The organism is Bradyrhizobium sp. (assembly GCF_047605465.1).
Taxonomy (GTDB): Bacteria; Pseudomonadota; Alphaproteobacteria; order Rhizobiales; family Xanthobacteraceae; genus Bradyrhizobium.
The window spans coordinates 1-24,511 of record NZ_JASGFS010000052.1 but is presented as its reverse complement, the minus strand read 5'-3'; the positions used below and the strand labels follow the sequence as shown (position 1 = coordinate 24,511).

The window sequence follows — 24,511 nt, the reverse complement described above, 5'->3', positions numbered from 1 at the left end:
ACGAGGAGAGGCCCGGGTTCCCCTACTGGACTGATTACGTTTCGGGACAAGAAAAGTTCCGCCAATCCGGGAACTTTTTCTCGAACCTCGCATTGAGCCTAACCAGGGAACGGCTCCCGGTTGAGAAAATTACTCGATTTTGCAGTCGCTTAACTCGGGGAAACGTGGAACAGGTCATGAAAGATCTCAAGTCTCAAGCCAGCAAAAGCACGACCCCCGGCAAGGGAGGGCTGACTCCGGAGATCCAATCCCGGATCGGCCATCAATTGCGCGCCATGTATGACGATGTCGTACGGCAAGGGGTTCCGGATCGGTTCGCGGAACTGATCAAGAAGCTTGATGCCCCCGGAGCGACACCCCAAGTGGAAACTGATGGGGGATCGAACGACAACAACAATGGGAGGGATTAATGCCTCTCACGGACTCCCTTCGTAATGACATCCTTGCCGCCGTGCCGAGCCTGCGAGCGTTCGCCATCTCGCTGAGCGGCAATGCGGATCGCGCTGACGACCTCGTGCAAGAGACATTGTTGCGCGCGCTCGCCAACATTGACTCTTTCCAGCCCGGCTCCAATCTGCCGGCGTGGCTGTTCACGATCCTGCGCAACCTGTTCCGCTCCGACTATCGCAAGCGGCGGCGCGAGGTCGAGGATGCCGAGGGCAATTATGCCAAGACGCTGAAGACGCAGCCGTCGCAGAACGCACACCTCGAATTCGAGGAGTTCCGCACGGCGCTCGACAAGCTACCGCAGGATCAGCGCGAAGCGCTCATCCTGGTCGGCGCATCCGGCTTCTCGTACGAGGATGCGGCTTCGATCTGCGGCTGCGCGGTCGGAACGATCAAGAGCCGCGTCAACCGCGCCCGCTCGAAGCTAGCCGCGTTGCTCTATGTCGACGGCGCCGAGGATTTCGGGCCTGACGAGACGGTGCGCGCCGTGATCGGCGGCAGCGGCGGCTGATAGCCGTCGCCCATCGGATCGAGACGAAAAATGAGGGCGGCCGTTCGCGCGGCCGCCCTCATTCGTGCGCAGGGCGTGCTGACGTCAGCGAGCAGGATCACTTGTCAACGAAGGTCACGGTGTCCGCCACGCTCGCGCGCGAGGTGCGGTAGCTGTTGACCTTGTGGGCGTCGTCCGCGTAGCCGAACGAAATGCCGCAAACGACCCGGCGATCGTCCGGCAGGTCGAAGTGGCGGCGGATCAGACCGGAGTGACGCGCAAGCGCGGCCTGCGGAATGGTGCCGAGCCCGAGCGCCTGCGCCGCCAGCATGAAATTGGAGACATAGCCGCCGCAATCGATCGCACCGTAGATGCCGAGCGGCTCGTTGGTGTGAATGATCGCCACATGCGGCGCACCGAAGAAATTATAATTCTCCAAGGCCTGCTTGGCGTAGGCCATCTTGTCGCCGCGGGGAATGCCGAGCGTGTTGTAAAGCTGAAATCCGCTCTCGCGGCGGCGATCGAGATAGACACCGACATATTCGCGGGGTGGCGCGAAGTCATGGTCGTCCGTGGCACCGCTCGCCGCCTCCGCGTAGATCGCCTTTCGGAAGCGCTCCTTGGCATCGCCGCTGGCGATCAGCACTTGCCAGGGCTGGCTGTTGCACCAGGACGCCGTGCGTTGCGCGGTCTTCAAGACATGCTCGATCGTCGCGCGGTCGACTTCCCGCGGCAGGAAGGCGCGCACGGAATAGCGCTCGTTGAGGAGCTCCTCGAGCACGCCGATGCGGTCTTTCTGGCTTACTTTTGCATCCATGGATCAATTCTCTTGTAAGGTGGGCGAAGGCGCAGCAGCGCCGCGCCCACCAAGCAGCGTACCTAGAAGCAAGATGGTGGGCACCTTCGCCTTGCCCACCCTACGCGATCAAGCGCGACGCAAGATCACCGTCCCTTGGTCGGGATCTTGTTGTATGGCACGTCCTTGTCAACGCGAATATCCCCGGGCAGACCCAGCACGCGCTCCGCGATGATGTTGCGCAGGATTTCGTCGGTGCCGCCTGCGATGCGCATCGAGGGCGAGGACAGCAGCATCTGCTGGAACTGCCCTTGCACCGTCTCCTCGTCCGTCCCGGTGAGAACACCGGCTCCACCCTGGAGGTCCATCGCATAGGCGGCAATGTCCTGAAGCATCATGCCGGAAACGAGCTTGCCGATGGAATTTTCAGGACCCGGCCGCTCGCCCTTGGACAAGGCCGAAATCGCGCGGTAGCTGGTATACTTCAATCCGCTCGATTTCACCGCCCAGTTCGCGAGCTTCGAACGCACGGCGGGATCGTCGATGGCGAGCCCGTCTTCCAGCATCAGGTCCGAGCAGAACTCGAACAATTCGGGGACCCCGGTCGCGAGGCGCGCGCCGATCGACATGCGCTCGTTCATCAGCGTGGTCAGCGACACGCTCCACCCCTCGCCGACGGCACCGAGCCGCTGGCTGTCGGGAATCACCACGTCGGTGAAATAAACCTCGTTGAATTCCTGCATGCCGTTGGCCTGCCTGATCGGACGCACCTCGACGCCCGGGCTCTTCATGTCCAGGAAGAACATGGTGAGGCCCTTGTGCTTGGGCACGTTCGGATCCGTGCGCGCGATCAGCAACCCATAGTCGGAGTAATGCGCGCCCGAGGTCCAGATCTTCTGGCCGTTGACGACCCAATTGTCGCCCTTCTTCTCCGCGCGTGTGCGGAGCCCGGCGACATCGGAGCCCGCGGACGGCTCGGAGAACAGCTGGCACCAGATTTCCTCGCCCGACGCGAGCTTGGGCAGATAGCGGCGCTTGGCCTCCTCGCTGCCCCAGGCCATCACGGTCGGGCCGCACATACCCTCGCCGATCTGGAACGGCTGCGTCAGCTTGCCGTAGACGCCCTCCTCCTGCTGCCAGATCACACGCTCGATCGGGGTGGCGCCGCGCCCGCCATATTCCTTCGGCCAGTGAAGGCAGGCCCAGCCGCCTTCCGCCTTCTTCTTCTGCCAGGCCTTGCCGACCTCGACCATGTCGTGCTTCGCCAGCTTGATGCGGCCGAGCGAGGACTTCGACAGCTCCTGCTCGAATTCCTTCGGCGCGTTGGCATCGACCCATTTGCGCGCGGTCTCGCGGAATGCGGCTTCCTGCGGGGTGTCGTCGAAATTCATGGCGGCTTCCTTTCTGTCATTCCGGGGCGCGCGACGCGCGAACCCGGAATCTCGAACCACAACTTCTGATTCCGGGTTCGCCGCGACGCGGCGCCCCGGAATGACGGCTAATTCCGTCCCTTCGTCGGGATCTTGTTGAACGGCACGTCCTTGTCGACACGGATGTCGCCGGGCAGGCCCAGCACCCGCTCGGCGATGATGTTGCGCATGATCTCGTCGGTGCCGCCTTCGACGCGGGTGCCCGGCGCACGCAGCAGCATCGCCTGGAAACGGCCCGCGACCTCGGCATCCTCGGGACCACTGATCACGCCGCTCGCGCCTTGCAGGTCGAGCGCGTAGGTCGCGACGTCCTGGATCATGGAGCCCGCCACCAGCTTGCCGATCGAATTCTCCGGCCCCGGCCGCTCGCCCTTCGACAAGGCCGAGATCGCACGCATGCTGGTGTAGCGCAGCCCGCTCGCCTTCACGGCCCAATTCGCCAGCTTGGCGCGCACCGCACGATCCTCGATCGCGGGTCCATCGTCGAGCATCAGGCTCGAGCAATATTCGAACAGTTCGGGAAAGCCGGTAGATACGCCCGCGCCGATCGACATGCGCTCGTTCATCAGCGTCGTCAGCGAGACGTTCCAGCCGTCCCCGACCTCGCCAAGCCGCTGATGGTCGGGAATGCGGACGTTGGTGAAATAGACCTCGTTGAAGTCGGACGCGCCGCTCGCCTGCTTGATCGGACGCACCTCGACCCCGGGGCTCTTCATGTCCAGGAAGAACATGGTGAGGCCCTTGTGCTTGGGCACGGTCGGATCGGTACGGGTGAGCAGGATGCCGTAGTCCGAATAATGCGCTCCCGACGTCCAGATCTTCTGTCCGTTGATGACCCAGTCGTCGCCGTCCTTCTCCGCGCGCGTGCGCAGGCCCGCGACGTCGGATCCGCCGGCGGGCTCGGAGAAGAGCTGGCACCAGACCCTCTCGCCGGAGGCAAGCGGCGGCAGATAGGTGCGCTTATGGTCCTCGCGCGCGAACGCCATCATGGTCGGCCCGCACATGCCGTGGCCGATGATGAACATGTGCGAGAGCTTTCCGAACGCGCCCTCTTCCTGCTGCCAGATCACGCGCTCGATCGGAGACGAGCCGCGGCCGCCATACTCCTTCGGCCAGTGCAGACAGGCCCAGCCGGCATCGGCCTTCTTCTTCTGCCAGGCCTTGGCGACCTCGAGGATGTTGGCGTTCTTGAGCTGGGTGCGGCCGAGCGAGGATTTGCGCAGCTCTTCTTCATATTGCCGGGGCGCGTTCGCGCCGATCCACGCGCGGGCGGTGGCGCGGAATTCAGCTTCCTGCGGGGTGTCGTCGAAGTTCATGGCGCTCTGCTCTATTCTGTCATTCCGGGGCGCGCGTAGCGCGAACCCGGAATTCAGAGGTTACCGAATCAAACCGAGGTTCCGGGCTCGCCGCCTTGCGGCGCCCCGGGATGACATCACGCCGCGTTCTTCTTCCGCATGCGATCGATCAGCTGGTCCTCCCAATAGGACAGGCTGCCGAGCCCGAGCGCCATCGCGTTGGCGCGGCGGTAGTACATGTGGCAGTCGAACTCCCAGGTGAAGCCCATGCCGCCGTGGACCTGGATGTTGTTCTTGGCGCAGTGCTGGAACGCCTGCGTCGCACTGATGCGCGCGGCAGCGGCGGCTTCCGGCAATTCGGCCGCGTTGGTGGAAAGTGCCCAGGCGCCGTAATAGCTGTTGGAGCGCGCCAGCGTCGCCGAAACATACATGTCGGCGAGCATGTGCTTGACCGCCTGGAACGAGCCGATCTGGCGGCCGAACGCGATACGATCGAGCGCATAGTCGCGGCCCATCTCCAGCGCACGATCGGAGCCGCCGACCTGCTCGAAAGCACAGAGCACCGCGGCACGGTCGAGCACCTGGGTCAGGATGCTCCAGCCTTCGCCGGCCGCGCCGAGCGGCTCGGCCTTGCAATCCTTGAAAGCGATCTCGGCCTGTCCGCGGGTCGGATCGAGATTGGTGAGGCTTTTCACCTCGACGCCTGCGGCTTTGAGATCGACCAGGAACAGCGAGATGTCTCCGTCGCGGCCGCTCGATCCCGTGCGCGCGGCGACGACAGCGAAGTCCGCGATGGCACCGTCAGCGACCGGCTTCTTCACGCCGTTGAGAACGCCGTTCGCGGCGGTCAGCTTGACGTTCTTCGGCGAAGGATTGCCCTTGCCCTCGAACAGCGCCAGCGTGCCGATCGCCTCGCCCGCGGCGATCGCGGGCAGCCACTTTTTCTTCTGCGCATCGCTGCCGGCGATCAGCAGCGCTTCCGCCGCCAGATACACGGTCGAGGAGAACGGCACCGGCGCATTGGCGCGGCCCATTTCCTCCGCGATCACGCACAGTTCGAGATGGCCGGCACCGGCGCCACCGAATTCCTCGGGGATCGCGACGCCGAGGAAGCCCATTTCGGCAAGCCCCTTCCACAGGTCCTTGTCGTAGGGCGCCTTGCCGTCGAGCACGGCACGTACCGCCTTGGGCGCGCACTTTTCGGCAAGGAATTTGCGCGCCTGGTCGCGGAGCTGTTTCTGGTCGTCCGAGAAATCGAAGTTCATGGCGGCTTACCCTCATTGATCCGTCTTGTTCATTGATCCCGTCTTTCCGGGGCGCGCTACACGCGCCCCGGAATGACACGTATGGAAACAGCTGTTCATCTCAGCACGATCACGTCCTGGTCAGGCCTGTCCGCATAGAGCCGATCGACCAGCGCCGCGCGGCGCTCCAGGCCCGCGCGTTGGTTGATGTAGCCCTTGTCGGTGAGCTCGTTGCCGTCGATCGAAGGCGGCTCGACCATCAGCATCGCGCGAGCGATGACGCGGCTGCTCGCGCCGCCGCATTCCGTGTTGTGCGCCTCAAGGCCACGCCTGAAGCAGGCGATCACCTCAGGGTGCCTCACCGCGTCCTCGAAGCTGAGATCGGGATTGCCGACAAGTTGACGGCACGCATGCAGATTGGGCCAGGCAAGCAGGCCGATCGAGCATTGGTCCTGCCCGGCGACCAGCGCGTCGTGCACGACGGGGGTGGCCGCCGCGATCGCGTCGGTGCGCAAGGATCCGACATGCACGAAGGTGCCGGTGGTGAGCTTGAAATCCTCGACGACGCGCCCTGCGAAGATGATTCCCTTCACCGGATCGGACTCATCGACGAAGATTCCGGCATCGCCGATGCAGTAGAAGCCCTCTTCATCGAACATCTTCTTGGTGAGGTCAGGCTGGCCAAAATAGCCGGGCGTGACGTTCACGCCGCGCAGGCGCAGCTCGTATTTCGTGCCGCACGGCACCATCTTCAATTCGACGCCGGGGAACGGCAGGCCGATCAGGCCGACGCGCTCGGTGTCCCAATAGGTGCCGGTCGAGGTCGGCGCGGTCTCGGTCGAGCCCCAGCCGGTGTAGAAAACGATGCGCTCACCGGTGGTCTTTATCGCCAGCGCCTGCATGCGATCATAGAGATCGTCAGGCAGCCGCGCGCCGCCATAGCCCATGATCGTGAGATTCCTGAAGAAGGAGCGGCAGAGCGCGTCGTCATTTTCCATCGCGGCGGCAAGCGCAGCGTAACCGGCCGGCACATTGGCATAATATGTGGGTGAGATTTCGCGCAGATTTCGCAGCGTCTCCTCGAGCTGACCCGGCATCGGCCGGCCGTCGTCGATGTAGAGCGTGCCGCCGTCGACCAAGACCGGATGGAACGCGGCATTGCCGCCCATGGTGTGATTCCAAGGCATCCAGTCGAGCACGACCGGCAGTGAACCGCCGGGCGTACGCGGGCGCACCTGCATCATCATTGCCGCATTGGCGCACATCATCTCCTGCGTGTTGATGACGGCCTTGGGCATGCCGGTCGATCCGGAGGTGAACAGCAGCTTGCCGACGGTCTGCGGCGTGATCTGCGCGATCGACGCCGCGACCTCGCCGGTGACCGGCGTGGCCGCGAGCTCGGCGAAGCTCACGCTCTTGATGCCGTCGCAAGGCCGCACGACGTGAACCACGGTGACGCCGGTGAGATCGAGCGCCTTCAACGCCTTCTCGAAGATCGGACCGTCCTGCACCATGACCACGGCCGGCTTGATCAGGTCGAACAGGTATTTCAGCTTGACGTGATCGTGGCTCATCAGCGAGTAGGCCGGCGACACCGGCGCGGCCGGCGAACGCGCCTGCATCGCGGCCTGCGTCATCAGCGCGTGCTCGATCGAATTGCCGGAAAGGATCGTGACCGGCCGGCCGTCGAGCTTGAGATCGAGCAGCGCCTGCGTCAGCGCATCGACGGTTCGCTTCGCTTCGCCGTAGGAGACCTTGCGCCATTCGCGATTGGGACCGCCGCGCTGCGCGAGCCAGATGCGCTCCGGCGCTTCCTTCGCCCATTTCGCCAGCGAAGCCGGGAGGTGCTTCTCGTAGGGTTGCAGCGGAATGCGCGACTTCAGCACCACCGTGCCGTCGCCACGGCGTTCGACGTCGATGTCGCGCTTGAGCCACTCGACCTTGCGAAAGGCGGGCTTCGTCATCACCGCCGCCGCACTCCCACTCATTTTGCGTCTCCCGGAATTACTGTCCTTTACGGATCATTCTCGTTTCAGCGCTTGATATAGACAGGCTTTCGCTTCTCAAGGAAGGCCCTGATGCCTTCCGAAAATTCTTCCGAGCGGCTGCACAGGACCTGGTTGCGGTCCTCCATCGCGATGGCGGCTTCCAGCGATCCCGCATCGACGCTCATGTTGAGACATTCCTTCGACAAACGCAGGCCCACGGGCGATGCCGACGTCATCGCATCGACATAAGGCTCGGCTGCTTCGTCGAGCTTGTCCTCGTCGACGACTTCCGAAATCAGCCCGACCGCAAGCGCGCGCTCGGCGCCGATGAAACGTCCGGTGAGGATCAACTCCGACGCCACGGAAACGCCGACGAGGCGCGGCAGGAAATAGCTGGTGCCGATGTCGCAGCCGCCGAGGCCGAGCTTGATGAAGGCGCAGTTCATCCGCGCCGATCTCGTCGCGATGCGGATGTCGGAGGCGAGCGCCAGCGCGAAACCGCCGCCGGCGGCAGCGCCCTGCACCAGCGCCAGGATCGGCTGCGGACAACGCCGCATCAGCATCACGATGTCGGCGATGCGTCGCTGCGAGTCCAGGGACTCGGTGACGCCCGGAGGCTCCTGCTGCCCCGCGCGGCGCGCCATCGCGCTCTTGAGATCGAGCCCCGCGCAGAAATTCTTGCCGGCGCCCTTGAGCACGACGACGCGGGTATCGCGGTTGCGCTGGAGGCCCTGGAAGTAGACGTTGAGTGCGTCGATCAGCGCGGGATCGAGTGCGTTGAGGCTGTCGGGACGATTGAGCATCACCCGGTCGACGCCGTCATTGTGTTCGATCAGCAGCGGTTGGGACATGGGCGCTCCTGCATCCGCTCTTTGAGTGGCGGTTATTGCGCCCTCCCCCCGTGTGGGAGAGGGCATTTACGTCGCTGACCAGATACTCGCCTGGGTGAGGGACCTGTCTCCGCGGATAGAGACCCCTCATCCGGCGCGCCTGAGCGCGCCACCTTCCTCCCACAAGGGGAGGAAAAAGAGCACCGCCTAGCGCGGCGCCATGCGGATGGCACCGTCGAGACGGATGGTCTCGCCGTTGAGCATCGGGTTCTCGACGATATGCACCGCGAGCGCGCCGTATTCGGCGGCATCGCCGAGGCGCGAGGGATGCGGCACCTGGGCGCCCAGGCTCTTGCGGGCCTCTTCGTTCAGACCCATCAGCAGCGGCGTGAAGAACAGACCGGGCGCGATGGTGTTGACGCGGATCTTCTGGCTGGCGAGATCACGCGCGGCCGGGAGCGTGAGACCGACGACGCCACCTTTCGAGGCCGAATAGGCGATCTGGCCGATCTGGCCTTCGTAGGCCGCGACCGATGCGGTGTTGACGATGACGCCGCGCTCCTCGCCGATCGGCTCGGCGGTCACGAGGCGTTCGGCGAACAGACGCAGACAGTTGAACGTGCCGATCAGGTTGACGTTGATGATGCGCGCGAACTTCGCCAGCGGATAGACACCGTCCTTGCCGACGATGCGCTGCGAACCGCCGATGCCGGCGCAATTCATCAGCACGCGGGCGACGCCGTGCGCGGCCTCGGCCTTGGCGATCGCAGCCTTGATCGCATCCTCGTCGGTGACGTCGGCATGCAGGGCCACGCCCTTGACCTCGGCCGCGACCTTTTCGGCGTTCTCCTTGCTCTGGTCGATGACGCCGATCTTGGCGCCCTTGGCTGCCATGGCGCGGGCGGTCGCGGCGCCGAGGCCGGAACCGCCGCCGGTGATGAGAACGGCTACGTCTTTCAACTGCATCGTAAGCTACCTTTCCTTGGGCGTTTCTTCTCTGGACTTGAACGTTCCGGCCGGGATCATCCGGCCGCGGCAGCTTCCACCTGTGCGGTGAGGATGCCGCCGCAGATCAGCGTTTCCATGTGCTTGATGTATTGCCGGCAGACTTCGTCGGTGACCGGGCCGACGCCGGTCGCGCGGGACATCGCGTGCCGGCCGAAGAACAGGTGATCGCAGGCGCCGATCAGGCTGGTGTAGAACAGCACCGGATCGGTCTTGCGGAACTCGCCGCGGCTGACGCCTTCGGCGAGCAGGCGGCGATGGAAGTCGAGCAGCGGCGCGACGAAGAACTTCGAGACCTCGTCGGCGGAGCCTGCGCTGCTCTCGTGCAGGAGATAGTGGATCAACCGGTTCATGTAGGGGAACCGGTAGTAGGCACGGATGATGCCGCCGATATGCAGCTTCAGCTTCGCCGTCGGCGTGATCGGCTGCACCAGCAGATATTCGAGATTGGACATCTCGGTCGCGGCATCGCGCGCGAGCAGCGCCAGCAACAGGCCGTCCTTGTTGCCGAAGTGATATTTGACCAGCGCGGCATTGGCGCCGGATTTCTGCGCGATGTCGGAGAGCGAAATCTCGATCGAGGAGCGTTCGATCATCAGTTCGCTCGCGGCCACCAGCAATTTCTCTGCCGTGGAATTCTTGGTCGCCGCAAGCCTGGTCGGTACGCTGGTAGTCACGGAGATCCCTGTTCTCGCCGCATGAGCGGGCCGCAGATAAGCTCAAGCAGCGCCTCATCACAAGAGTTAATTGATCGATTGACTAAACGATTGTCCGTCCCTTAAATCCGCCCCGACAACCCAATCCTATCCAGAACAATCCAGGGAGAAACCGAAATGGCCGAGGCTTACATCGTCGCCGCTGCGCGTACCGCGGGCGGGCGCAAGGGGGGCCGCCTCGCCGGCTGGCATCCGGCCGATCTCGCCGCCAAGGTGCTGGACGAACTGGTCGATCGCACCAAGGTCGATCCCGCCCAGGTCGAGGACGTGATCATGGGCTGCGTGATGCAGGTCGGTGAGCAGTCGAACAACGTCGCGCGCAATGCGATCATGGCCTCGAAGCTTCCGGAGAGCGTGCCGGGCACCTCGATCGACCGCCAGTGCGGCTCCTCGCAGCAGGCGCTGCATTTCGCGGCGCAGGCCGTGATGTCCGGCACGATGGACGTGGTGATCGCCGCCGGCGTGGAATCCATGACGCGCGTGCCGATGGGCCTGTCCTCGCAGCTTCCGGCCAAGAACGGCTTCGGCAACTACAAGAGCCCGGGCATCGAGACGAAGTATCCGAACATCGTGTTCAGCCAGTTCACCGGCGCCGAGATGATGGCCGAGAAGTACGGCCTGTCGAAGGATGACCTCGACGAATACTCCTACAACAGCCATCAGCGCGCGATCGCGGCAACGCAGGCCGGCCACTTCAAGAAGGAGATCGTGCCGCTCGAGATCACCCGCGCCGACGGCTCGAAGGACACGCACCACATCGACGAGGGCATCCGCTTCGACGTCAGCCTGGACGGCATCAAGGGCGTGAAGCTGATCGCGGAGAACGGCAGGCTCACCGCGGCCAGCGCCAGCCAGATCTGCGACGGCGCCTCCGGCGTCATGGTCGTCAACGAGCGCGGCCTCAAGCAGCTCGGCGTCAAGCCGCTGGCGCGCATCCATCACCTGACCATGACCGGCGGCGATCCCGTGATCATGCTGGACGCGCCGCTGCACGCCACCAAGCGCGCGCTGGAGAAGGCCGGCATGAAGATCGACGACATCGACCTGTTCGAGGTCAACGAGGCCTTCGCGTCGGTGCCGACCGGCTGGCTGAAGACCACCGGCGCCGATCCGGCCCGCCTCAACGTCAATGGCGGCGCGATCGCGCTCGGCCATCCCCTCGGCGGCTCCGGCACCAAGCTGATGACGACGCTGGTCCACGCCCTGCACCAGCGCGGCAAGCGCTACGGCCTGCAGACCATGTGCGAAGGCGGCGGCATGGCCAACGTGACGATCGTCGAGCGGCTGTAAGCGGTCGTTGCACCGCTCAGACGTTGCCACGCGAAAGGTGTCGTCCCGGCGAAGGCCGGGACCCATGACCACAAGGGTCCGTGGCGAGTCCAGCTCGGACGACATCGCTCTTCGACAATCTTGACCGATGGGTATGGATCCCGGCCTTCGCCGGGTGACACCTGTTTTGTTGCGAGATCTCGACCATGACCCATCCATCCGTCCACGCGAAGACCAATCCCGACAAGATCGCCTACCGGATGGCCGGCAGCGGCAAGGCGATCACCTATCGAGAGCTCGACGAGCTTTCGAACCAGGGCGCGCAGCTCTTCCGCTCCCTCGGCCTGAAGGCCGGCGACCACGTCGCGCTGCTGATGGAGAACCGTCTCGCCTTCATGGAGATCTGCTGGGCCGCCCAACGCAGCGGGCTCTATTACACAGCGATCAGCCGTTATCTGAAGCAGGACGAGATCGACTACATCATCGGCGACTGCGGCGCCAAGGTCGTGATCACGACGCCGAAATGCGCGGACCAGATCGGAGGCCTGATCAAGGGCGCGGCCGGCGGGCCGGTCTTCTACATGGTCGACGATCCCCTGCCGGGCTTCCGCTCCTACGACAAGGAAGCCGCAGCCCAACCGACGACGCCGATCGCGGACGAGGTCGCGGGCTACGACATGCTGTATTCGTCGGGTACCACCGGGCGCCCCAAGGGCATCAAGAAGGAGTTCGAGGGCAAGCCCATCGACGAGCCCAACGCTTTCCTGCGCGTGCTCTGCGCCGACATGTGCGGCATGAACGCGGAGAGCACCTATCTTTCGCCGGCGCCGCTCTATCACGCGGCTCCGCTGCGCTTCAACATGATGGCGGTCGTGCTCGGCGGCACCTCCATCATCATGGAGCATTTCGACGCCGAGGATTTCCTGAGGCTGGTCGAGACATACAAGGTCACGCAGTCTCAACTCGTGCCGACCATGTTCGTGCGCATGCTGAAGCTCCCCGACGATGTCCGCAACCGCTACGACGTCTCGACGCTCAAAGGCGCGATCCACGCCGCCGCGCCCTGTCCGGTCGACGTCAAGGCGAAGATGATCGAATGGTGGGGACCGATCCTGATCGAGTATTACGCGGGCTCGGAGGGCAACGGCGTCACCGTCTGCAACTCCACGCAATGGCTGGAGCATCGCGGCAGCGTCGGTCGCGCCGTGGTCGGCAAGATCAAGATCCTGGACGAGAACGACGAGGAACAGCCCACGGGCGAGATCGGTACGGTCTATTTCGCCGATGCGCCCGTCTTCACCTATCACAACGATCCCGAGAAGACGAAGAAGGCCTACAACGCCAAGGGCTGGTCGACGCTCGGCGACGTCGGTTATCTCGACCAGGACGGCTTCCTCTACCTCACCGATCGCAAGTCCTACATGATCATCTCGGGCGGGGTGAACATCTACCCGCAGGAGACCGAGGACGTCCTCATCACCCATCCCGATGTCGCCGACGTCGCCGTGTTCGGCGTGCCGAACGAGGAGATGGGCGAGGAGGTGAAGGCCGTAGTGCAGCCGCACGACCTCAAGCGCGCCGGCAAGACGCTCGAGGCCGATTTGATCGCCTACTGCAAGACGCGCCTCTCCGCGATCAAATGCCCGCGCTCGGTGGATTTCGAGGCCGAGCTGCCGCGCACGCCGACCGGCAAGCTGGTGAAGCGGCATCTGCGCGACAAATATTGGCCGAAGACGGCGGCGAAGATCTAGCTGTGACCATCGTTTACGTCATGCCCGGGCTTGTCCCGGGCATCCACGTTCTCTGTGCTGCGGTAAAGACGTGGATGGCCGGGGCAAGCCCGGCCATGACGCGCCGGACGAGCATCCGCAATCAATCGAACAGGCTCGGCGTGTGGTTCACCAGCGCGCCTTCGATCTCGAGCATCTTCAGCTTGGTCACGACGCCACCATTCGCAGAAAAGCCGCCGGGCTTGTTGCCGGCCGCCAGCACGCGATGGCAGGGCACGACGATCGGGCACGGGTTGCGGCCGAGCGCCTGGCCGACGTCGCGCGACAACTGGACGCCGCCGAGCTGCTTGGCGATGTCACCGTAGGTGATCGTCTTGCCGGGTGGAATGGTGCGGGCGATCTCGTAGACGCCGCGGTTGAAGTCGGGCACGCCGTCGAGATCGAGCGGGATGTCGGTCAGGTCGTCCGGCTCGCCGGCGAGCAGTTTTCCGATCCGGTCGATCGCGTGCTGCACCTCGACGGTCGGCTCGGCCTCGCTGGCGTCGGGGTGGCGCTGATGGATGCGGGTACGGATCTTCTCCTCGCCGCCCATCGGGAGCTGGGTGCCGTTGATGCCGCGCGGACCCCAGGCGATGGCACAGAGGCCGATCCTGGTCTCGAACAGGGTGAAATGCTGGTCGGTCATGACTGAAATCCTGGCTTGCGTCCCGTCGCAGGCCCCCACTTTGATCCAAGGCTAAATCTAGGCTTGGAAATAGTTGCGATCCACCCGGTTTCCGGGAATCTTGCACAGGAGTTCCTCCCGTCCTGCGAGCGGCCATGCAAAGCCTCCACGTCAACGGATACGACATGCCCTATCTCGATGTGGGCGAAGCCAGGTCCGGGCCGCCGCTGGTCTGCGTGCACGGCTCGCTGTCCGACTTCCGCGTCTGGGGCTGCGTGCTCGGGCCGCTGACGCAGCGGCATCGGCTGATCTGCGTCAGCCTGCGGCACTTCTTCCCCGCCCAATGGGACGGCATCGGCGACACCTATTCGATCGCCCAGCATGTCGACGACGTCATTGCCTTCATCGAGAAGCTCGATCTCGGCCCGGTCGACCTGATGGGCCATTCCAGGGGCGGCCACATCTGCTTCCGCGTGGCGCAGCGGCGGCCCGACCTGCTCCGGCGGCTGATCCTGGCCGAACCGGGCGGCGAGCTCGATGCGAGCCTGGACCCCGATCATGCCGGCGGCCCCTCGCCGCTGCTGGCGCGCTTCACGGCCTCGGCCGAGAAGATCATCGCCGGCGATGTCGACGGCGGCCTCGCCTTGTTCGTCGACACGCTGGAAGGTCCCGGCACCTGGCCGCGGCTGCCGGCGATGGTGAAGCAGAATCTGCGCGACAATGCCTACACCCTGATCGGGCAGGTCCGCGACAACCGCCCGCCCTTCTCGAAGGCGGACGCGGAATCGATCAAGATGCCGACGCTGTTCATCCTGGGGGCGCGAACCAAGGGCCTGCTGCCGAAGGTGCTGCACGCCCTGGCCGCGCACGTCCCCTACTCCAGGACGGCGATCATCCCGAATGCGACGCATCCCATGTTCGAGCAGGCGCCGCAGAAATATTCCGAAGTGGTGTTGGACTTCCTGGCGAGCTGATCATGCAGACATTTCGCGTCAACGGTTACGACATGGCCTATCTCGAGGTTGGAGAAGGGCCTCCGCTGGTTTGCGTGCACGGCACGCTCGGCGATTTCCGCACCTGGTATTCGGTGCTCGGCCCGCTGTCGAAGGCGCATCGCGTGATCGCGGTCAGCCTGCGGCACTTCTTCCCCGAGCACTGGGATGCAGTGGGCGACGACTACAAGATGGCGCAGCATGTGTCCGACATGATCGCCTTCATCGAGCAGGTCAGGCCCGCGCCGGTCGACCTGATGGGGCATTCGCGTGGCGGGCACATCGCGTTTCGCGTCGCGCAAGCTCGTCCCGATCTCGTGCGCAAGCTGGTCCTGGCCGAGCCGGGCGGCGATCTCGACGCCAGCCTGCCGCTGCCGCCAGGGACGCCCGTACACCCACCGCTGGCCGCGAAGACGATCCGTTCGGTCGAGATGATCCGCGCCGGCGACATCGACGGCGCGGTGAAGAATTTCTACGAGGGCATCGAAGGCGACGGCTCCTGGCGGCGCGTGCCGGCGGCGGCCAAGCAGCAGCTCCGCGACAACACGCTCACCTTCCTCGGCCAGATCAACGAACAGCGCAAACCGTATATGCTCGCCGACGCGCAGGCGATCAGGACGCCGACGCTCCTGATCGGCGGCGGCGCCACCACAGGCAGCCTGTCGGTGATCTGGCGCGCGCTGGCCGAACACATCGCCGGCAGCAGGACGGCGGTGATCCCCGATGCCGGCCACTGGATGTTCGAGCAGGCGCCGCAGGAATTCGGCGACGTCGTCAACACGTTCCTGGCGGAATAGGCGAACTCTTCGCCTCTCCCCGCTCGCGGGGAGAGGCCGGGTCGCATCGCAAGATGCGATCCGGGTGAGGGGGAGCCTCCGCGAGTCCAGCTGTCACCGTCCCTGTGGAAACTCCCCCTCACCCCAACCCTCTCCCCGCAAGCGGGGCGAGGGTGTGTACAACCGGTGCGCACCTCACATTCACACGCCGACCGGCATCTCGATCGCCGGTCAACCCGGTGGACGTCCGCGCCTCACGTCCGGTGGCGACTGCATCGTCGCATTCGACGCCATCGACGATGCCCGGCGGATCGCAGCACTCGATGTCGACCTGCCGGTGCGCCAGAGCGGCGTGGTATCCGAATGGCCCCGATGCTACGCTGCGGTCCAATCGCGCGCAGTGCCGGCGCTCAAGACGCGAAAGGATGCCCCATGACAGCCCGTTTCACTGCCCTGCTCGCCTTGTCCCTGCTCGGCCTTGCCGCCGGCGCCACGTCCGCGCTTGCAGCCGCCGACGAGAAGCTGAAGGCCGCGGCCGAGCAGGAGAAGGCGCCGCTGATCGAGACGCTGCACGACATGGTGATGATCGAAAGCGGCAGCGGTGATGCCGAAGGCCTGAAGAAGATGGCCGACTTCACCGAGGCACGCCTCAAGGCGCTGGGCGCCAGCACCGAGCGGCGCAAGACCACCGCGGGCACGCGCGCCGACATGGTGATCGCCACGTTCGAAGGCACGGGCACGCGCAAGCTGATGCTGATCGCGCATATGGACACGGTCTATCAGCGCGGCATCCTCGCGACGGAGCCGTATCATGTCGACGGCACGAAGATCTTCGGCCCCGGCATCGCCGACGACAAGGGCGGCATCGCCGTGGTGCTGCACGCGCTGAAGATCCTGAAGGACGCCGGCTGGAAGGACTATGCGAAGCTCACCGTCTCGTTCAATCCGGACGAGGAGGTCGGCTCGATCGGCTCGGGCGAGATCATCTCGGAGCTCGCCGACCAGCACGACGTCGTGCTCTCCTGCGAGCCGACGGCAGCCTCGCCGCCGGCCAAGAACGACTCGCTGCTGCTGGGGGCGAGCGGCACCGCGACCGCGAAGATGGAGGTGAAGGGCCGCGCATCGCACGCGGGCGCCGCGCCCGATCTCGGACGCAACGCGCTGATCGAGCTCGCGCATCAATTGATGCAGACCCGGGACATCGCCAAGTCGATCCCGGGCACGCAGCTCAACTGGACCACGGCGCAGGCCGGGACGGTGCGCAACCAGATCCCGGACAAGGCGGAGGCCGGCGCGGACATCCGCCTCACCATTCCCGACGGCATCGCCAAGCTGCAGACGGCGATCGATGCCAAGCTGAAAGACAAGCTCGTGCCCGATACCGAGACGACCGTGACGATCACGGCGGGGCGCCCGCCCTTCGTCGCCAGCGATCGCGGCCGCGCGCTGGCGCAGGAGGGACAAGCGATCTATGCCGAGATCGACCGCAAGCTCGACATCGTCGAGATGACCGGCGGTGCCACCGACGCGGGCTTCGCCAACCGCAGCGGCAAGGCGGTGGTGGTCGAGAGCTTCGGCCTAGCCGGGTTCGGCTATCATGCGCGCGACGAATTCATCGACACCAACTCGATCGTGCCGCGGCTGTACCTGATGAGCCGGATCCTGATCGAGCAGGGAAAGAAGCGGTAGCGTCCTGCGAGGCCAAGTGGACCTCGCGAATGGCCGCGGCCCGGCACGGGCCCGGCCATTCGGCCAAAACAACCCCATGCACAGTAGACCGCCTCAAATAATATCAATGACTTAGCAAACCCAAAGCGGCGTCACGCGGGGCGGGACGGCGGGATGCTTGACGCCCCCATCGCCGGGCTGTACCTTCGAATACGGAATTCCGTATTCCCTTTTATTCTTCGGAGTTGCCGGCGTGATCCCTCTCGACCCGCTCCCGAACCTGATCGACCAGGTCTATGCACGGATCCTGGAAGCGATCACCGACCGCACGCTGCAGCCCGGCCAGCGCATCCGGCAGAATGAACTCGCCGACAAGCTCGGCGTGTCACGACAGCCGGTGTCCCATGCGCTGCATCTGCTGCACCGGCAGGGACTCGTCGCCGAGAGCGGCCGACGCGGCTTCGAGGTCACACAGCTCGACCCTTCGCGCATTCGTCAGCTCTATGAGGTGCGTGGTGCAATCGACGCGTTGGCGGCCTGGCTGGCGGCCGAGCGCGCGGCGAGCGATGCAGCGGGACGCGCGCGGCTCGACGCGGCGCTCGCCGCCGGACGCAAGATCAATCGCAACACGTCGCTGACCGAACTCATCGCGCTCGACGTCGCGTTCCATCGCGCGATCTATCAGCTCGCGGGAAATCCGGTGATCGAGGAGACGATCGCGCCGCAATGGCCGCACATGCGCCGCTCGATGGCGACCGTGTTGTCGGAGCTCGATTATCGCGGCAGCGCCTGGGCCGAACATGCCGATATCGCCGGCCACATCCTTGCAGGTGACGCGAAAGCGGCCGAACGCGCAGCGCTTGCACATGCGCAGACGGCGGGACGAATGACCGAGGAGAGATTGAGGGCGACGGAAGACGCGGCGGCGTAGCCGCGAACGCCGTCATTCCGGGGCCTGCATGGCGCGAGCCCGCAATCCATCGGACGACATACGCTGCGGCGAAATGGATTCCAGGCTCGCGCTTCACGCGCCCGGAATGACAATAACGAACAACATAATGAACAAACCAAGGAGGACGACCCATGAAACTGTCTCAGGAGCAATTGGAGTTCTTCCACCGTGAGGGTTGGCTGTTCCTGCCCGAGCTGTTCAGCCAGGAGGAGGTCGATTTCCTGGCGCGCGAGGCGGTCGGCATCTACGACGCCAACCGACCCGAGGTCTGGCGGGAGAAGAGCGGTGCGCCGCGCACCGCCTTTGCCGCGCATCTCTACAATGACGCATTCGGCGTTCTCGGCGCGCATCCGCGCATGATCGACCCGGTCGAGCAGCTGTTCGGCGAGCCGGTCTACATGCATCAGTTCAAGATCAACGCGAAATCGGCCTTCACCGGCGACGTCTGGCAATGGCACCAGGACTACGGCACCTGGAAACGCGACGACGGAATGCCGGAGCCGCGCGCGATGAACATCGCGATCTTCCTCGACGAGGTGATGCCGATCAACGGTCCCCTGATGCTGGTGCCGCGCAGCCAGAACGCCGGCGACCTCGAAGCCGCGCACGACCTTGCCACCACGTCCTATCCGCTGTGGACGCTCGACGAAGCCACGGTGACCCGCCTCGTCAAGCAGGGCGGCATCGTGGCGCCGACCGGCAAGCCCGGCGGCATGCTGATGTTCCACGGCAATCTCGTCCACGGCTCGGCCGGCAACATCACGCCCTACCCGCGTAAGATCGTGTACCTGACGCTGAACGCGGTCTCGAACTACATCCGAACGCCGACCCGGCCGGAGTACATCGCGCATCGCGATTTCGCGCCGATCAAGACCGTCGACGACGACGCGCTGCTGCGGCTGGCGCGGGCACCGCGGCAGGCCGCGGAGTAGAAAGGCCTCGTGCCGGATTCTCAGGCGTCATGCCCGGGCTTGTCCCGGGCATCCACGTTCTCCCTGGATTCGGCGCGGCAGACTTGGATGGCCTCGTCACGCCCGGCCATGACGAACTGATAGAGACACGCAACTCACGAATTTTGGTATCACCGGATATTCCTCATGAACCTGTTTCGCCTCCTCCAGGCCCGCGCATCCGCCGGCAAGCCTGTTCGTGTCGCGCTGATCGGCGCAGGCAAATTCGGCTCGATGTTTCTCGCGCAGGTGCCGCACACGCCGGGACTGGAAGTTCCCATCATCGTCGACATCGACCGCGACCGTGCGCGCGAGGCCTGCCGGACCGTGGGCTGGAGCGCCGAGCGCATCGCAGCGACCGTCTTCACCGACGACGGTGCGCGCGCCATTGCCGGCGGCGCAATGGATGTGGTGGTGGAGGCGACAGGCAATCCGGCCGTCGGCATCAAGCACGCGCGCGCGGCGATCGCGGCCGGCAAGCATGTCGTGATGGTCAATGTCGAGGCCGACGTGCTGGCGGGCCCGCTGCTCGCGGAGGAAGCGCGCAAGGCCGGCGTGGTCTACTCGCTCGCTTATGGCGACCAGCCGGCGCTGACGGCGGAAATGGTGGACTGGGCCCGCGCCACCGGTTTTCACGTGGTTGCCGCCGGAAAGGGCACGAAATATCTGCCGGCTTATCACGACGTGACGCCTGACGGCGTCTGGCAGCATTACGGCCTGACCGCCGGCGAAGCGCAGTCGGCCGGCATGAACCCGCAGATGTTCAACTCGTTCCTCGACGGCACCAAGTCGGCGATCGAGATGGCGGCGATCGCGAACGCCTGCGGCCTCGACGTACCGAAAGGCGGCCTGCTGTTTCCGCCCTGCGGCGTCGATGATCTGCCGCACATCATGCGTCCCGGCGACAAGGGCGGCGTGCTGGAGCGCTCCGGCGTCGTTGAGGTCGTCTCCTCGCTCGAGCGCGACGGACGTCCGGTGTTTCGCGATCTGCGCTGGGGCGTCTATGTCGTGCTGGAAGCGCCGAACGACTACGCAGCCGATTGCTTCAAGCAATATGGATTGAAGACGGACGCCAGCGGGCGCTTTGCCGCGATGTACAAGCCGTATCATCTGATCGGGCTCGAACTGAACATATCGGTGCTCTCGGCCGCACTGCGGGGCGAGCCGACCGGCCAGCCCTACGGCTTCCGCGGCGATGTCGCTTCCGTGGCCAAGCGTCATTTGCGCGCCGGCGAGATGCTGGACGGTGAAGGCGGCTACACGGTGTGGGGCAAGCTGGTACCGGCGGCCGCGAGCCTCAAGGCCGGCGCTCTGCCGATCGGCCTCGCACATCGCCTCAAGCTGAAGCACGACGTCGCGCATGGGGAGATCGTGCGCTGGAGCGACGTCGAGTTCGACGCCAACAACGAGACGATCAAAACACGCAAGGCGATGGAGACGGCATTCGCGAAGGAAGGCTAGGACGCCTCCTCGCGAGCACATCTTTCAAGCGTATTCCGACGCAGCGCGGCTGTGATCGGCAGCATTGGTCGGATCAATCGCAGCATGACGTCCGCCGCGGACATCACACGGCTTTCGCCGTGACAGCGCAGCAGCCTCGCAAGAGGCCGATGTGCCGAAGTGTCGCAAGGCGTTGCGATCGGGCCGATTGCGCCGGCGGCCATGACTTTCCTGGCCGCCATGCTCGTCCCCCCATGTCGTTGCCTCATCGCGCAGCAGCCTCCGACGGCTTCTGCTTGCGTCAGGCCGGCGTTCGCAGTTGCGAGCACGGCATGAGGCTTGATTATCGTAAGGCGCCCGGTCATCGTCGGCTGCGGAACCGCAACGATCGGAATTCCAGCCAAAAGAGCCCTTGAGGGGCCGTTTCGGAAGCGCTCACAAAGTCTCAAGCAAACAAAGGTCGGTCTCGACCAAGAAAAAGCGACACGAAGATCGTTCCCCGGTCGAAGCATCGACATCACGGAGGGTACGCATGAAACGTCGTGAATTTCTGAAAGTGACGGGCGTCAGCCTGGCTGCAAGCACCACGATCGCCGCGCCCGCGATCGCACAATCCTCGCCCGAGGTCAGATGGCGGTACGCCACGAGCTGGCCGAAGGCACTCGATACGCTCTACGGCGGCTGCGAGTATTTCTGCAAGCAGGTCGCCGACATCACAGACAACAAATTCCAGATCCAGCCTTTTGCGGCCGGCGAGATCGTGCCGGGACTGCAGGTGCTCGACGCCGTGTCGAACGGTACGGTCGAAATCGGCAACACCGCGCTTTACTACTATTGGGGCAAGAATCCCGCCTTCACATTCGCCACGGCGTTGCCGTTCGGATTGAACACGCGCCAGCAGATCTCGTGGCTGCTGTGGGCCGGCGGGCAGGATCTCGTGAACGACCTGCTGAAGGAGCACAACGTCTACGGCATTCCAACGGGATCCACCGGCGCGCAGATGGGTGGTTGGTTCAGGAAGGAGATCAAATCGGTCGACGACCTCAAGGGCCTGAAGATGCGCATCGGCGGATTCGCCGGGACGATCCTCGCCAAGCTCGGCGTGGTGCCGCAGCAGCTCGCCGGCGGCGACATCTATCCGGCGCTGGAGAAGGGCACCATCGACGCGGCGGAGTGGGTCGGCCCCTATGACGACGAAAAGCTCGGCTTCGCCAAAGTGGCCAAGTATTATTACTATCCCGGCTGGTGGGAGGGCACGAGCCAGGGCCACAACATCATGAACATCGACAAGTGGAACACGCTGCCGAAGCATTACCAGGCGGCGATCGATGCGGCATCACGCGATACTTTCACCTGGATCACCGGCAAATACGATGCGGTAAATGCGCCGGCGCTGAAACGGCTGATCGTGAACGGAGCGATCCTCAAGGGCTTCCCGCAGGAAGTGCTCGAGGCCTGCTACACCACGGCCAACGAGATCTATGCCGACCTCTCCAAGACCAACGCGCATTTCGGCAAGATGTATGCGAGCATGATGGCGTACAAGAACGACTCGCTGCCTTGGACCCAGGTCGCCGAGCTGAGCTACGACAGCTTCATGGCGCGGATGCGGACCAAGACGTGAGACGTTGAACATCTTGCAAGACCGAAAACGACGAAAGCCCCGGAGATCTCTCCGGGGCTTTCCTATATCACGCGTATGTCGTTCCCTCAGTCGGTGTCGTCAACCATGGCCTCGGCGAGCTTGTCGTAATATTTGCTGACGAGATCGATGTTGCCCTTGATCGTCACCGCCGGCGGCGCGGACTTCAGCGCGCCGTTGAGTTCGGCGAGCGCTTCCTTCTTGTCATCAGCCGGCATCTTCTTGTCCGCCTGGATCGCCGCGATCCGTGCCTTGAGGACCGCTTCGGCTCCGACATATTTCTTGGTCGAGGGATCGATGCCGGCCAACACCAAGCCGATATTGTCGGCGACGGTCGCGTACTCCGCGTAATCGGCGAAGCCGTTCTTCTTCGCCGCAGCATCGAGCTGCGCGAGCCCCTTTTCGTCGGGCGCAGCATTATCCGGCATCTTTTGAGCCAGCGCGTCGAAATCCTTCTTTGCTGCGAGCACAGCCTCGATCTGCTTCTCGGTCAGCGCGATCTGCTTCAGTGCGGGCGCCTGCGCGGCCTGGTCCGCTGCCGGCTTCGGCGCCTGCGCGAGCGCGATTTGCGCCGAGCCCAGAGTGAGCGCGAAGGCGAGACAGGCAAGTTTCGGCGTGGCGACGAAGGGACGAAAGAATTCGCGCATGGACTCTCCGTGGGACTTTTGGGAAGCGAACGATGGACGGCATGACGGGCTTGACCCCGGACGGATGATGGAGCGGACAGAGCGGAAGCTGTCCGCGTCATCGCCCGAGGAGGCGGGCGATCCAGTATCCTACAAGCCGGGATTCGTGCGCGGATTCTCGCCACGCGGGCGCGCCGGACTGGATGCTCCGCCGGCGCCTGTCATCGGGCTCGCCGAATGCGAGGCCCGATGACGGGACATGACGGCGGAGCTTGCGGCGTGCGAAATGCGAGCCGGCGGCGATCCGGTCCGGATCGTCAGTTCTGGTCGTCGCCGAGCGCTGCGACCAGCTTGTCGTAGTACTTCGCGACGATGTCGATGTTGCCCTTGTTCTCGATCGTGGGCGCCGGCGTCTTCAGCGCCTGGTTGAGCTCATCGAGCGCTTCCTTGCGGTCCTTGGCCGGCATTTTCTTGTCGGCTTCGACCTGAGCGATCTGAGATTTGATCACGGCTTCGGGGCCGACATATTTCTTCGTCGCCGGGTCGAAGCCGCCGAGAACGAGGCTGACGTTGTCGACGACGTTGTTGTAATCGTCGTAGCTGACGAAGCCGTGCTTCTTGGCGACGCCGTCGAGCTGGGCGATCACTTTCTGGTCGGGCGCGGTATTTTCCGGGAGCTTTTCCGTGATCGCATCCATGTCCTTCTGTGCCGCCAGCACCCCATCGAGCTGCTTGTCGGTCAACGCGATCTGCTTGAGGGCGGGCGGCTGCGCCGGTGCAGCCTGGGCGGGAGCGGCCTGCTGCTTGGCCTGTGCGAAGGCCACACCGGAGGAGGCGAGTGTTGCCACGGACATCAGGCACGCAACGCCGAACGCGGTGAGGGGGGGACGAAGCAACGCAGGCATGGAAGTCTCCTCGGATCTTTGATTGCCAGATCTCTGATTGCCAGGATCTTTGATCGCCAAGTTTCTAGGACGGAACTCGATTACCGGCCGCGACGTGAATGGCCCATGAACTCGCATCCGACAGCGTTCAACTGAATGAGAGTACAGGAAATCCGATGCCGGCGGAGAGCCAGTCGCTGCGGACCATGTTCGGTTCGCATGCTGAACGCCGATCGTGACGGAAAGATGCAGCGGACGCGGCTTTCGCGCGCATAAAAAAACGCCGCCTCCGTTGCCGGAAGCGGCGTTTTTGATTTCGAACATCGAAAGAGGAGAATTTCTTGTCCTTGGCAGGCCTGGCAGCGACCTACTCTCCCAGGGCTTAAGCCATAGTACCATTGGCGCTGAAGAGTTTAACGGCCGAGTTCGGGATGGGATCGGGTTGAGGCTCTTCGCTAAAACCACCAGGCCGGCGAAGGACAAGAAAAACGAAGCAAGCGATCTTTTGTTTGGCGACTAGCGCCTCTCACTCTGGTCGGGATCTTCTCGATCCTATGGACACTGAAAATGAGAGCAATCAAGCCAATCGAACGATTAGTACCGGTAAGCTACATGCATTACTGCACTTCCACATCCGGCCTATCAACGTGGTCGTCTTCCACGGTTCTCAAGGGAAT

General features: G+C 64.3%; 22 protein-coding genes and 2 rRNA genes. 11 read left to right on the top strand and 13 right to left on the bottom strand.

Annotation, left to right across the window (positions count from 1 at the left end; all coding sequences use genetic code 11):
- Nucleotides 1-176: 176 nt before the first annotated feature.
- Nucleotides 177-410 (top strand): NepR family anti-sigma factor, encoded by a 234-nt coding sequence (locus QM712_RS27770; RefSeq protein ID WP_415026345.1) that lies wholly within the window; start codon nt 177-179, stop codon nt 408-410.
- Nucleotides 410-958: a sigma-70 family RNA polymerase sigma factor gene (locus tag QM712_RS27765; RefSeq protein ID WP_018316216.1), complete on the top strand. Its 549-nt coding sequence runs from the start codon at nt 410-412 to the stop codon at nt 956-958. The genes QM712_RS27770 and QM712_RS27765 overlap by 1 nt, the downstream gene beginning before the upstream one ends.
- A gap of 97 nt (nt 959-1,055) precedes the next feature.
- Here QM712_RS27765 and QM712_RS27760 read toward each other — a convergent pair whose 3' ends face one another.
- The 8 genes from QM712_RS27760 to QM712_RS27725 form a co-directional block, all read right to left on the bottom strand.
- The gene (locus QM712_RS27760; RefSeq protein ID WP_415026344.1) at nt 1,056-1,754 is read right to left on the bottom strand and encodes a nitroreductase; all 699 of its coding nucleotides are present in this window, start codon (nt 1,752-1,754) and stop codon (nt 1,056-1,058) included.
- A gap of 125 nt (nt 1,755-1,879) precedes the next feature.
- Nucleotides 1,880-3,124, bottom strand: a complete 1,245-nt coding sequence (locus QM712_RS27755) for an acyl-CoA dehydrogenase (protein ID WP_415026343.1) — start codon at nt 3,122-3,124, stop codon at nt 1,880-1,882.
- 107 nt (nt 3,125-3,231) lie between these two features.
- Nucleotides 3,232-4,479 carry an acyl-CoA dehydrogenase gene (locus QM712_RS27750; protein ID WP_415026342.1) on the bottom strand — a complete coding sequence of 416 codons (1,248 nt, stop codon included), beginning with the start codon at nt 4,477-4,479 and terminating at the stop codon, nt 3,232-3,234.
- 116 nt (nt 4,480-4,595) lie between these two features.
- On the bottom strand, nt 4,596-5,723 hold the full coding sequence (locus tag QM712_RS27745; RefSeq protein WP_415026341.1) for an acyl-CoA dehydrogenase family protein: 1,128 nt from the start codon (nt 5,721-5,723) through the stop codon (nt 4,596-4,598).
- A gap of 95 nt (nt 5,724-5,818) precedes the next feature.
- Complete coding sequence (locus tag QM712_RS27740; RefSeq protein ID WP_415026340.1) at nt 5,819-7,690, bottom strand: AMP-binding protein; 1,872 nt, start codon at nt 7,688-7,690, stop codon at nt 5,819-5,821.
- Nucleotides 7,691-7,734: 44 nt separating this feature from the next.
- Entirely contained in the window at nt 7,735-8,541 is an 807-nt protein-coding gene (locus QM712_RS27735; RefSeq protein WP_415026339.1) for an enoyl-CoA hydratase/isomerase family protein, read from the bottom strand.
- A 186-nt stretch (nt 8,542-8,727) separates the two neighbouring features.
- Nucleotides 8,728-9,486, bottom strand: coding sequence for an SDR family NAD(P)-dependent oxidoreductase (locus tag QM712_RS27730; protein WP_415026338.1), 759 nt, complete (start codon nt 9,484-9,486; stop codon nt 8,728-8,730).
- 56 nt (nt 9,487-9,542) lie between these two features.
- Entirely contained in the window at nt 9,543-10,202 is a 660-nt protein-coding gene (locus QM712_RS27725; RefSeq protein WP_415026337.1) for a TetR family transcriptional regulator, read from the bottom strand.
- Between the two features lie 156 nt (nt 10,203-10,358).
- Between QM712_RS27725 and QM712_RS27720 the strand changes: the two genes are divergently transcribed.
- Both QM712_RS27720 and QM712_RS27715 read left to right on the top strand, forming a co-directional pair.
- Nucleotides 10,359-11,531, top strand: a complete 1,173-nt coding sequence (locus QM712_RS27720; RefSeq protein ID WP_415026336.1) for an acetyl-CoA C-acetyltransferase — start codon at nt 10,359-10,361, stop codon at nt 11,529-11,531.
- A 185-nt stretch (nt 11,532-11,716) separates the two neighbouring features.
- Nucleotides 11,717-13,261, top strand: coding sequence for an acyl-CoA synthetase (locus QM712_RS27715; protein ID WP_415026335.1), 1,545 nt, complete (start codon nt 11,717-11,719; stop codon nt 13,259-13,261).
- A 121-nt stretch (nt 13,262-13,382) separates the two neighbouring features.
- On the opposite strand, the gene QM712_RS27710 is transcribed toward QM712_RS27715, so the two are convergent.
- On the bottom strand, nt 13,383-13,925 hold the full coding sequence (locus tag QM712_RS27710) for a methylated-DNA--[protein]-cysteine S-methyltransferase (protein WP_415026334.1): 543 nt from the start codon (nt 13,923-13,925) through the stop codon (nt 13,383-13,385).
- Between the two features lie 134 nt (nt 13,926-14,059).
- On the opposite strand from QM712_RS27710, the gene QM712_RS27705 reads away from it, so the two are divergent.
- The 7 genes from QM712_RS27705 (at nt 14,060) to QM712_RS27675 (ending at nt 22,306) form a co-directional block, all read left to right on the top strand.
- Entirely contained in the window at nt 14,060-14,878 is an 819-nt protein-coding gene (locus QM712_RS27705) for an alpha/beta fold hydrolase (protein WP_415026333.1), read from the top strand.
- A gap of 2 nt (nt 14,879-14,880) precedes the next feature.
- Nucleotides 14,881-15,693 carry an alpha/beta fold hydrolase gene (locus QM712_RS27700; RefSeq protein ID WP_415026332.1) on the top strand — a complete coding sequence of 271 codons (813 nt, stop codon included), beginning with the start codon at nt 14,881-14,883 and terminating at the stop codon, nt 15,691-15,693.
- A 411-nt stretch (nt 15,694-16,104) separates the two neighbouring features.
- Nucleotides 16,105-17,361 carry a M20/M25/M40 family metallo-hydrolase gene (locus tag QM712_RS27695; protein ID WP_415026331.1) on the top strand — a complete coding sequence of 419 codons (1,257 nt, stop codon included), beginning with the start codon at nt 16,105-16,107 and terminating at the stop codon, nt 17,359-17,361.
- A 232-nt stretch (nt 17,362-17,593) separates the two neighbouring features.
- Nucleotides 17,594-18,271 carry a GntR family transcriptional regulator gene (locus QM712_RS27690; protein WP_415026330.1) on the top strand — a complete coding sequence of 226 codons (678 nt, stop codon included), beginning with the start codon at nt 17,594-17,596 and terminating at the stop codon, nt 18,269-18,271.
- Nucleotides 18,272-18,423: 152 nt separating this feature from the next.
- Complete coding sequence (locus QM712_RS27685; RefSeq protein ID WP_415026329.1) at nt 18,424-19,224, top strand: phytanoyl-CoA dioxygenase family protein; 801 nt, start codon at nt 18,424-18,426, stop codon at nt 19,222-19,224.
- Between the two features lie 165 nt (nt 19,225-19,389).
- Nucleotides 19,390-20,703 carry an NAD(P)H-dependent oxidoreductase gene (locus QM712_RS27680; RefSeq protein WP_415026328.1) on the top strand — a complete coding sequence of 438 codons (1,314 nt, stop codon included), beginning with the start codon at nt 19,390-19,392 and terminating at the stop codon, nt 20,701-20,703.
- Between the two features lie 511 nt (nt 20,704-21,214).
- Nucleotides 21,215-22,306 (top strand): TRAP transporter substrate-binding protein, encoded by a 1,092-nt coding sequence (locus QM712_RS27675; protein ID WP_415026327.1) that lies wholly within the window; start codon nt 21,215-21,217, stop codon nt 22,304-22,306.
- An 86-nt stretch (nt 22,307-22,392) separates the two neighbouring features.
- Here QM712_RS27675 and QM712_RS27670 read toward each other — a convergent pair whose 3' ends face one another.
- The 4 genes from QM712_RS27670 to QM712_RS27655 all read right to left on the bottom strand — a co-directional run.
- On the bottom strand, nt 22,393-22,971 hold the full coding sequence (locus tag QM712_RS27670) for a hypothetical protein (protein WP_415026326.1): 579 nt from the start codon (nt 22,969-22,971) through the stop codon (nt 22,393-22,395).
- Nucleotides 22,972-23,267: 296 nt separating this feature from the next.
- A complete protein-coding gene (locus tag QM712_RS27665) occupies nt 23,268-23,855 on the bottom strand; it encodes a hypothetical protein (RefSeq protein ID WP_415026325.1) in 588 nt (195 codons plus the stop codon).
- Nucleotides 23,856-24,188: 333 nt separating this feature from the next.
- Nucleotides 24,189-24,303: ribosomal RNA gene (gene rrf / locus QM712_RS27660) — 5S ribosomal RNA — on the bottom strand.
- A gap of 104 nt (nt 24,304-24,407) precedes the next feature.
- Nucleotides 24,408-24,511: ribosomal RNA gene (locus QM712_RS27655) — 23S ribosomal RNA — on the bottom strand; the annotation flags it as partial.

Bases quoted from the DNA above. Each gene is read 5' to 3' on its own strand.
- QM712_RS27770 (WP_415026345.1), top strand. From the start codon at position 177: ATGAAAGATCTCAAGTCTCAAGCCAGCAAAAGCACGACCCCCGGCAAG.
- QM712_RS27765 (WP_018316216.1), top strand. From the start codon at position 410: ATGCCTCTCACGGACTCCCTTCGTAATGACATCCTTGCCGCCGTGCCG.
- QM712_RS27760 (WP_415026344.1), bottom strand. From the start codon at position 1,754: ATGGATGCAAAAGTAAGCCAGAAAGACCGCATCGGCGTGCTCGAGGAG.
- QM712_RS27755 (WP_415026343.1), bottom strand. From the start codon at position 3,124: ATGAATTTCGACGACACCCCGCAGGAAGCCGCATTCCGCGAGACCGCG.
- QM712_RS27750 (WP_415026342.1), bottom strand. From the start codon at position 4,479: ATGAACTTCGACGACACCCCGCAGGAAGCTGAATTCCGCGCCACCGCC.
- QM712_RS27745 (WP_415026341.1), bottom strand. From the start codon at position 5,723: ATGAACTTCGATTTCTCGGACGACCAGAAACAGCTCCGCGACCAGGCG.
- QM712_RS27740 (WP_415026340.1), bottom strand. From the start codon at position 7,690: ATGAGTGGGAGTGCGGCGGCGGTGATGACGAAGCCCGCCTTTCGCAAG.
- QM712_RS27735 (WP_415026339.1), bottom strand. From the start codon at position 8,541: ATGTCCCAACCGCTGCTGATCGAACACAATGACGGCGTCGACCGGGTG.
- QM712_RS27730 (WP_415026338.1), bottom strand. From the start codon at position 9,486: ATGCAGTTGAAAGACGTAGCCGTTCTCATCACCGGCGGCGGTTCCGGC.
- QM712_RS27720 (WP_415026336.1), top strand. From the start codon at position 10,359: ATGGCCGAGGCTTACATCGTCGCCGCTGCGCGTACCGCGGGCGGGCGC.
- QM712_RS27715 (WP_415026335.1), top strand. From the start codon at position 11,717: ATGACCCATCCATCCGTCCACGCGAAGACCAATCCCGACAAGATCGCC.
- QM712_RS27710 (WP_415026334.1), bottom strand. From the start codon at position 13,925: ATGACCGACCAGCATTTCACCCTGTTCGAGACCAGGATCGGCCTCTGT.
- QM712_RS27705 (WP_415026333.1), top strand. From the start codon at position 14,060: ATGCAAAGCCTCCACGTCAACGGATACGACATGCCCTATCTCGATGTG.
- QM712_RS27700 (WP_415026332.1), top strand. From the start codon at position 14,881: ATGCAGACATTTCGCGTCAACGGTTACGACATGGCCTATCTCGAGGTT.
- QM712_RS27695 (WP_415026331.1), top strand. From the start codon at position 16,105: ATGACAGCCCGTTTCACTGCCCTGCTCGCCTTGTCCCTGCTCGGCCTT.
- QM712_RS27685 (WP_415026329.1), top strand. From the start codon at position 18,424: ATGAAACTGTCTCAGGAGCAATTGGAGTTCTTCCACCGTGAGGGTTGG.
- QM712_RS27680 (WP_415026328.1), top strand. From the start codon at position 19,390: ATGAACCTGTTTCGCCTCCTCCAGGCCCGCGCATCCGCCGGCAAGCCT.
- QM712_RS27675 (WP_415026327.1), top strand. From the start codon at position 21,215: ATGAAACGTCGTGAATTTCTGAAAGTGACGGGCGTCAGCCTGGCTGCA.
- QM712_RS27670 (WP_415026326.1), bottom strand. From the start codon at position 22,971: ATGCGCGAATTCTTTCGTCCCTTCGTCGCCACGCCGAAACTTGCCTGT.
- QM712_RS27665 (WP_415026325.1), bottom strand. From the start codon at position 23,855: ATGCCTGCGTTGCTTCGTCCCCCCCTCACCGCGTTCGGCGTTGCGTGC.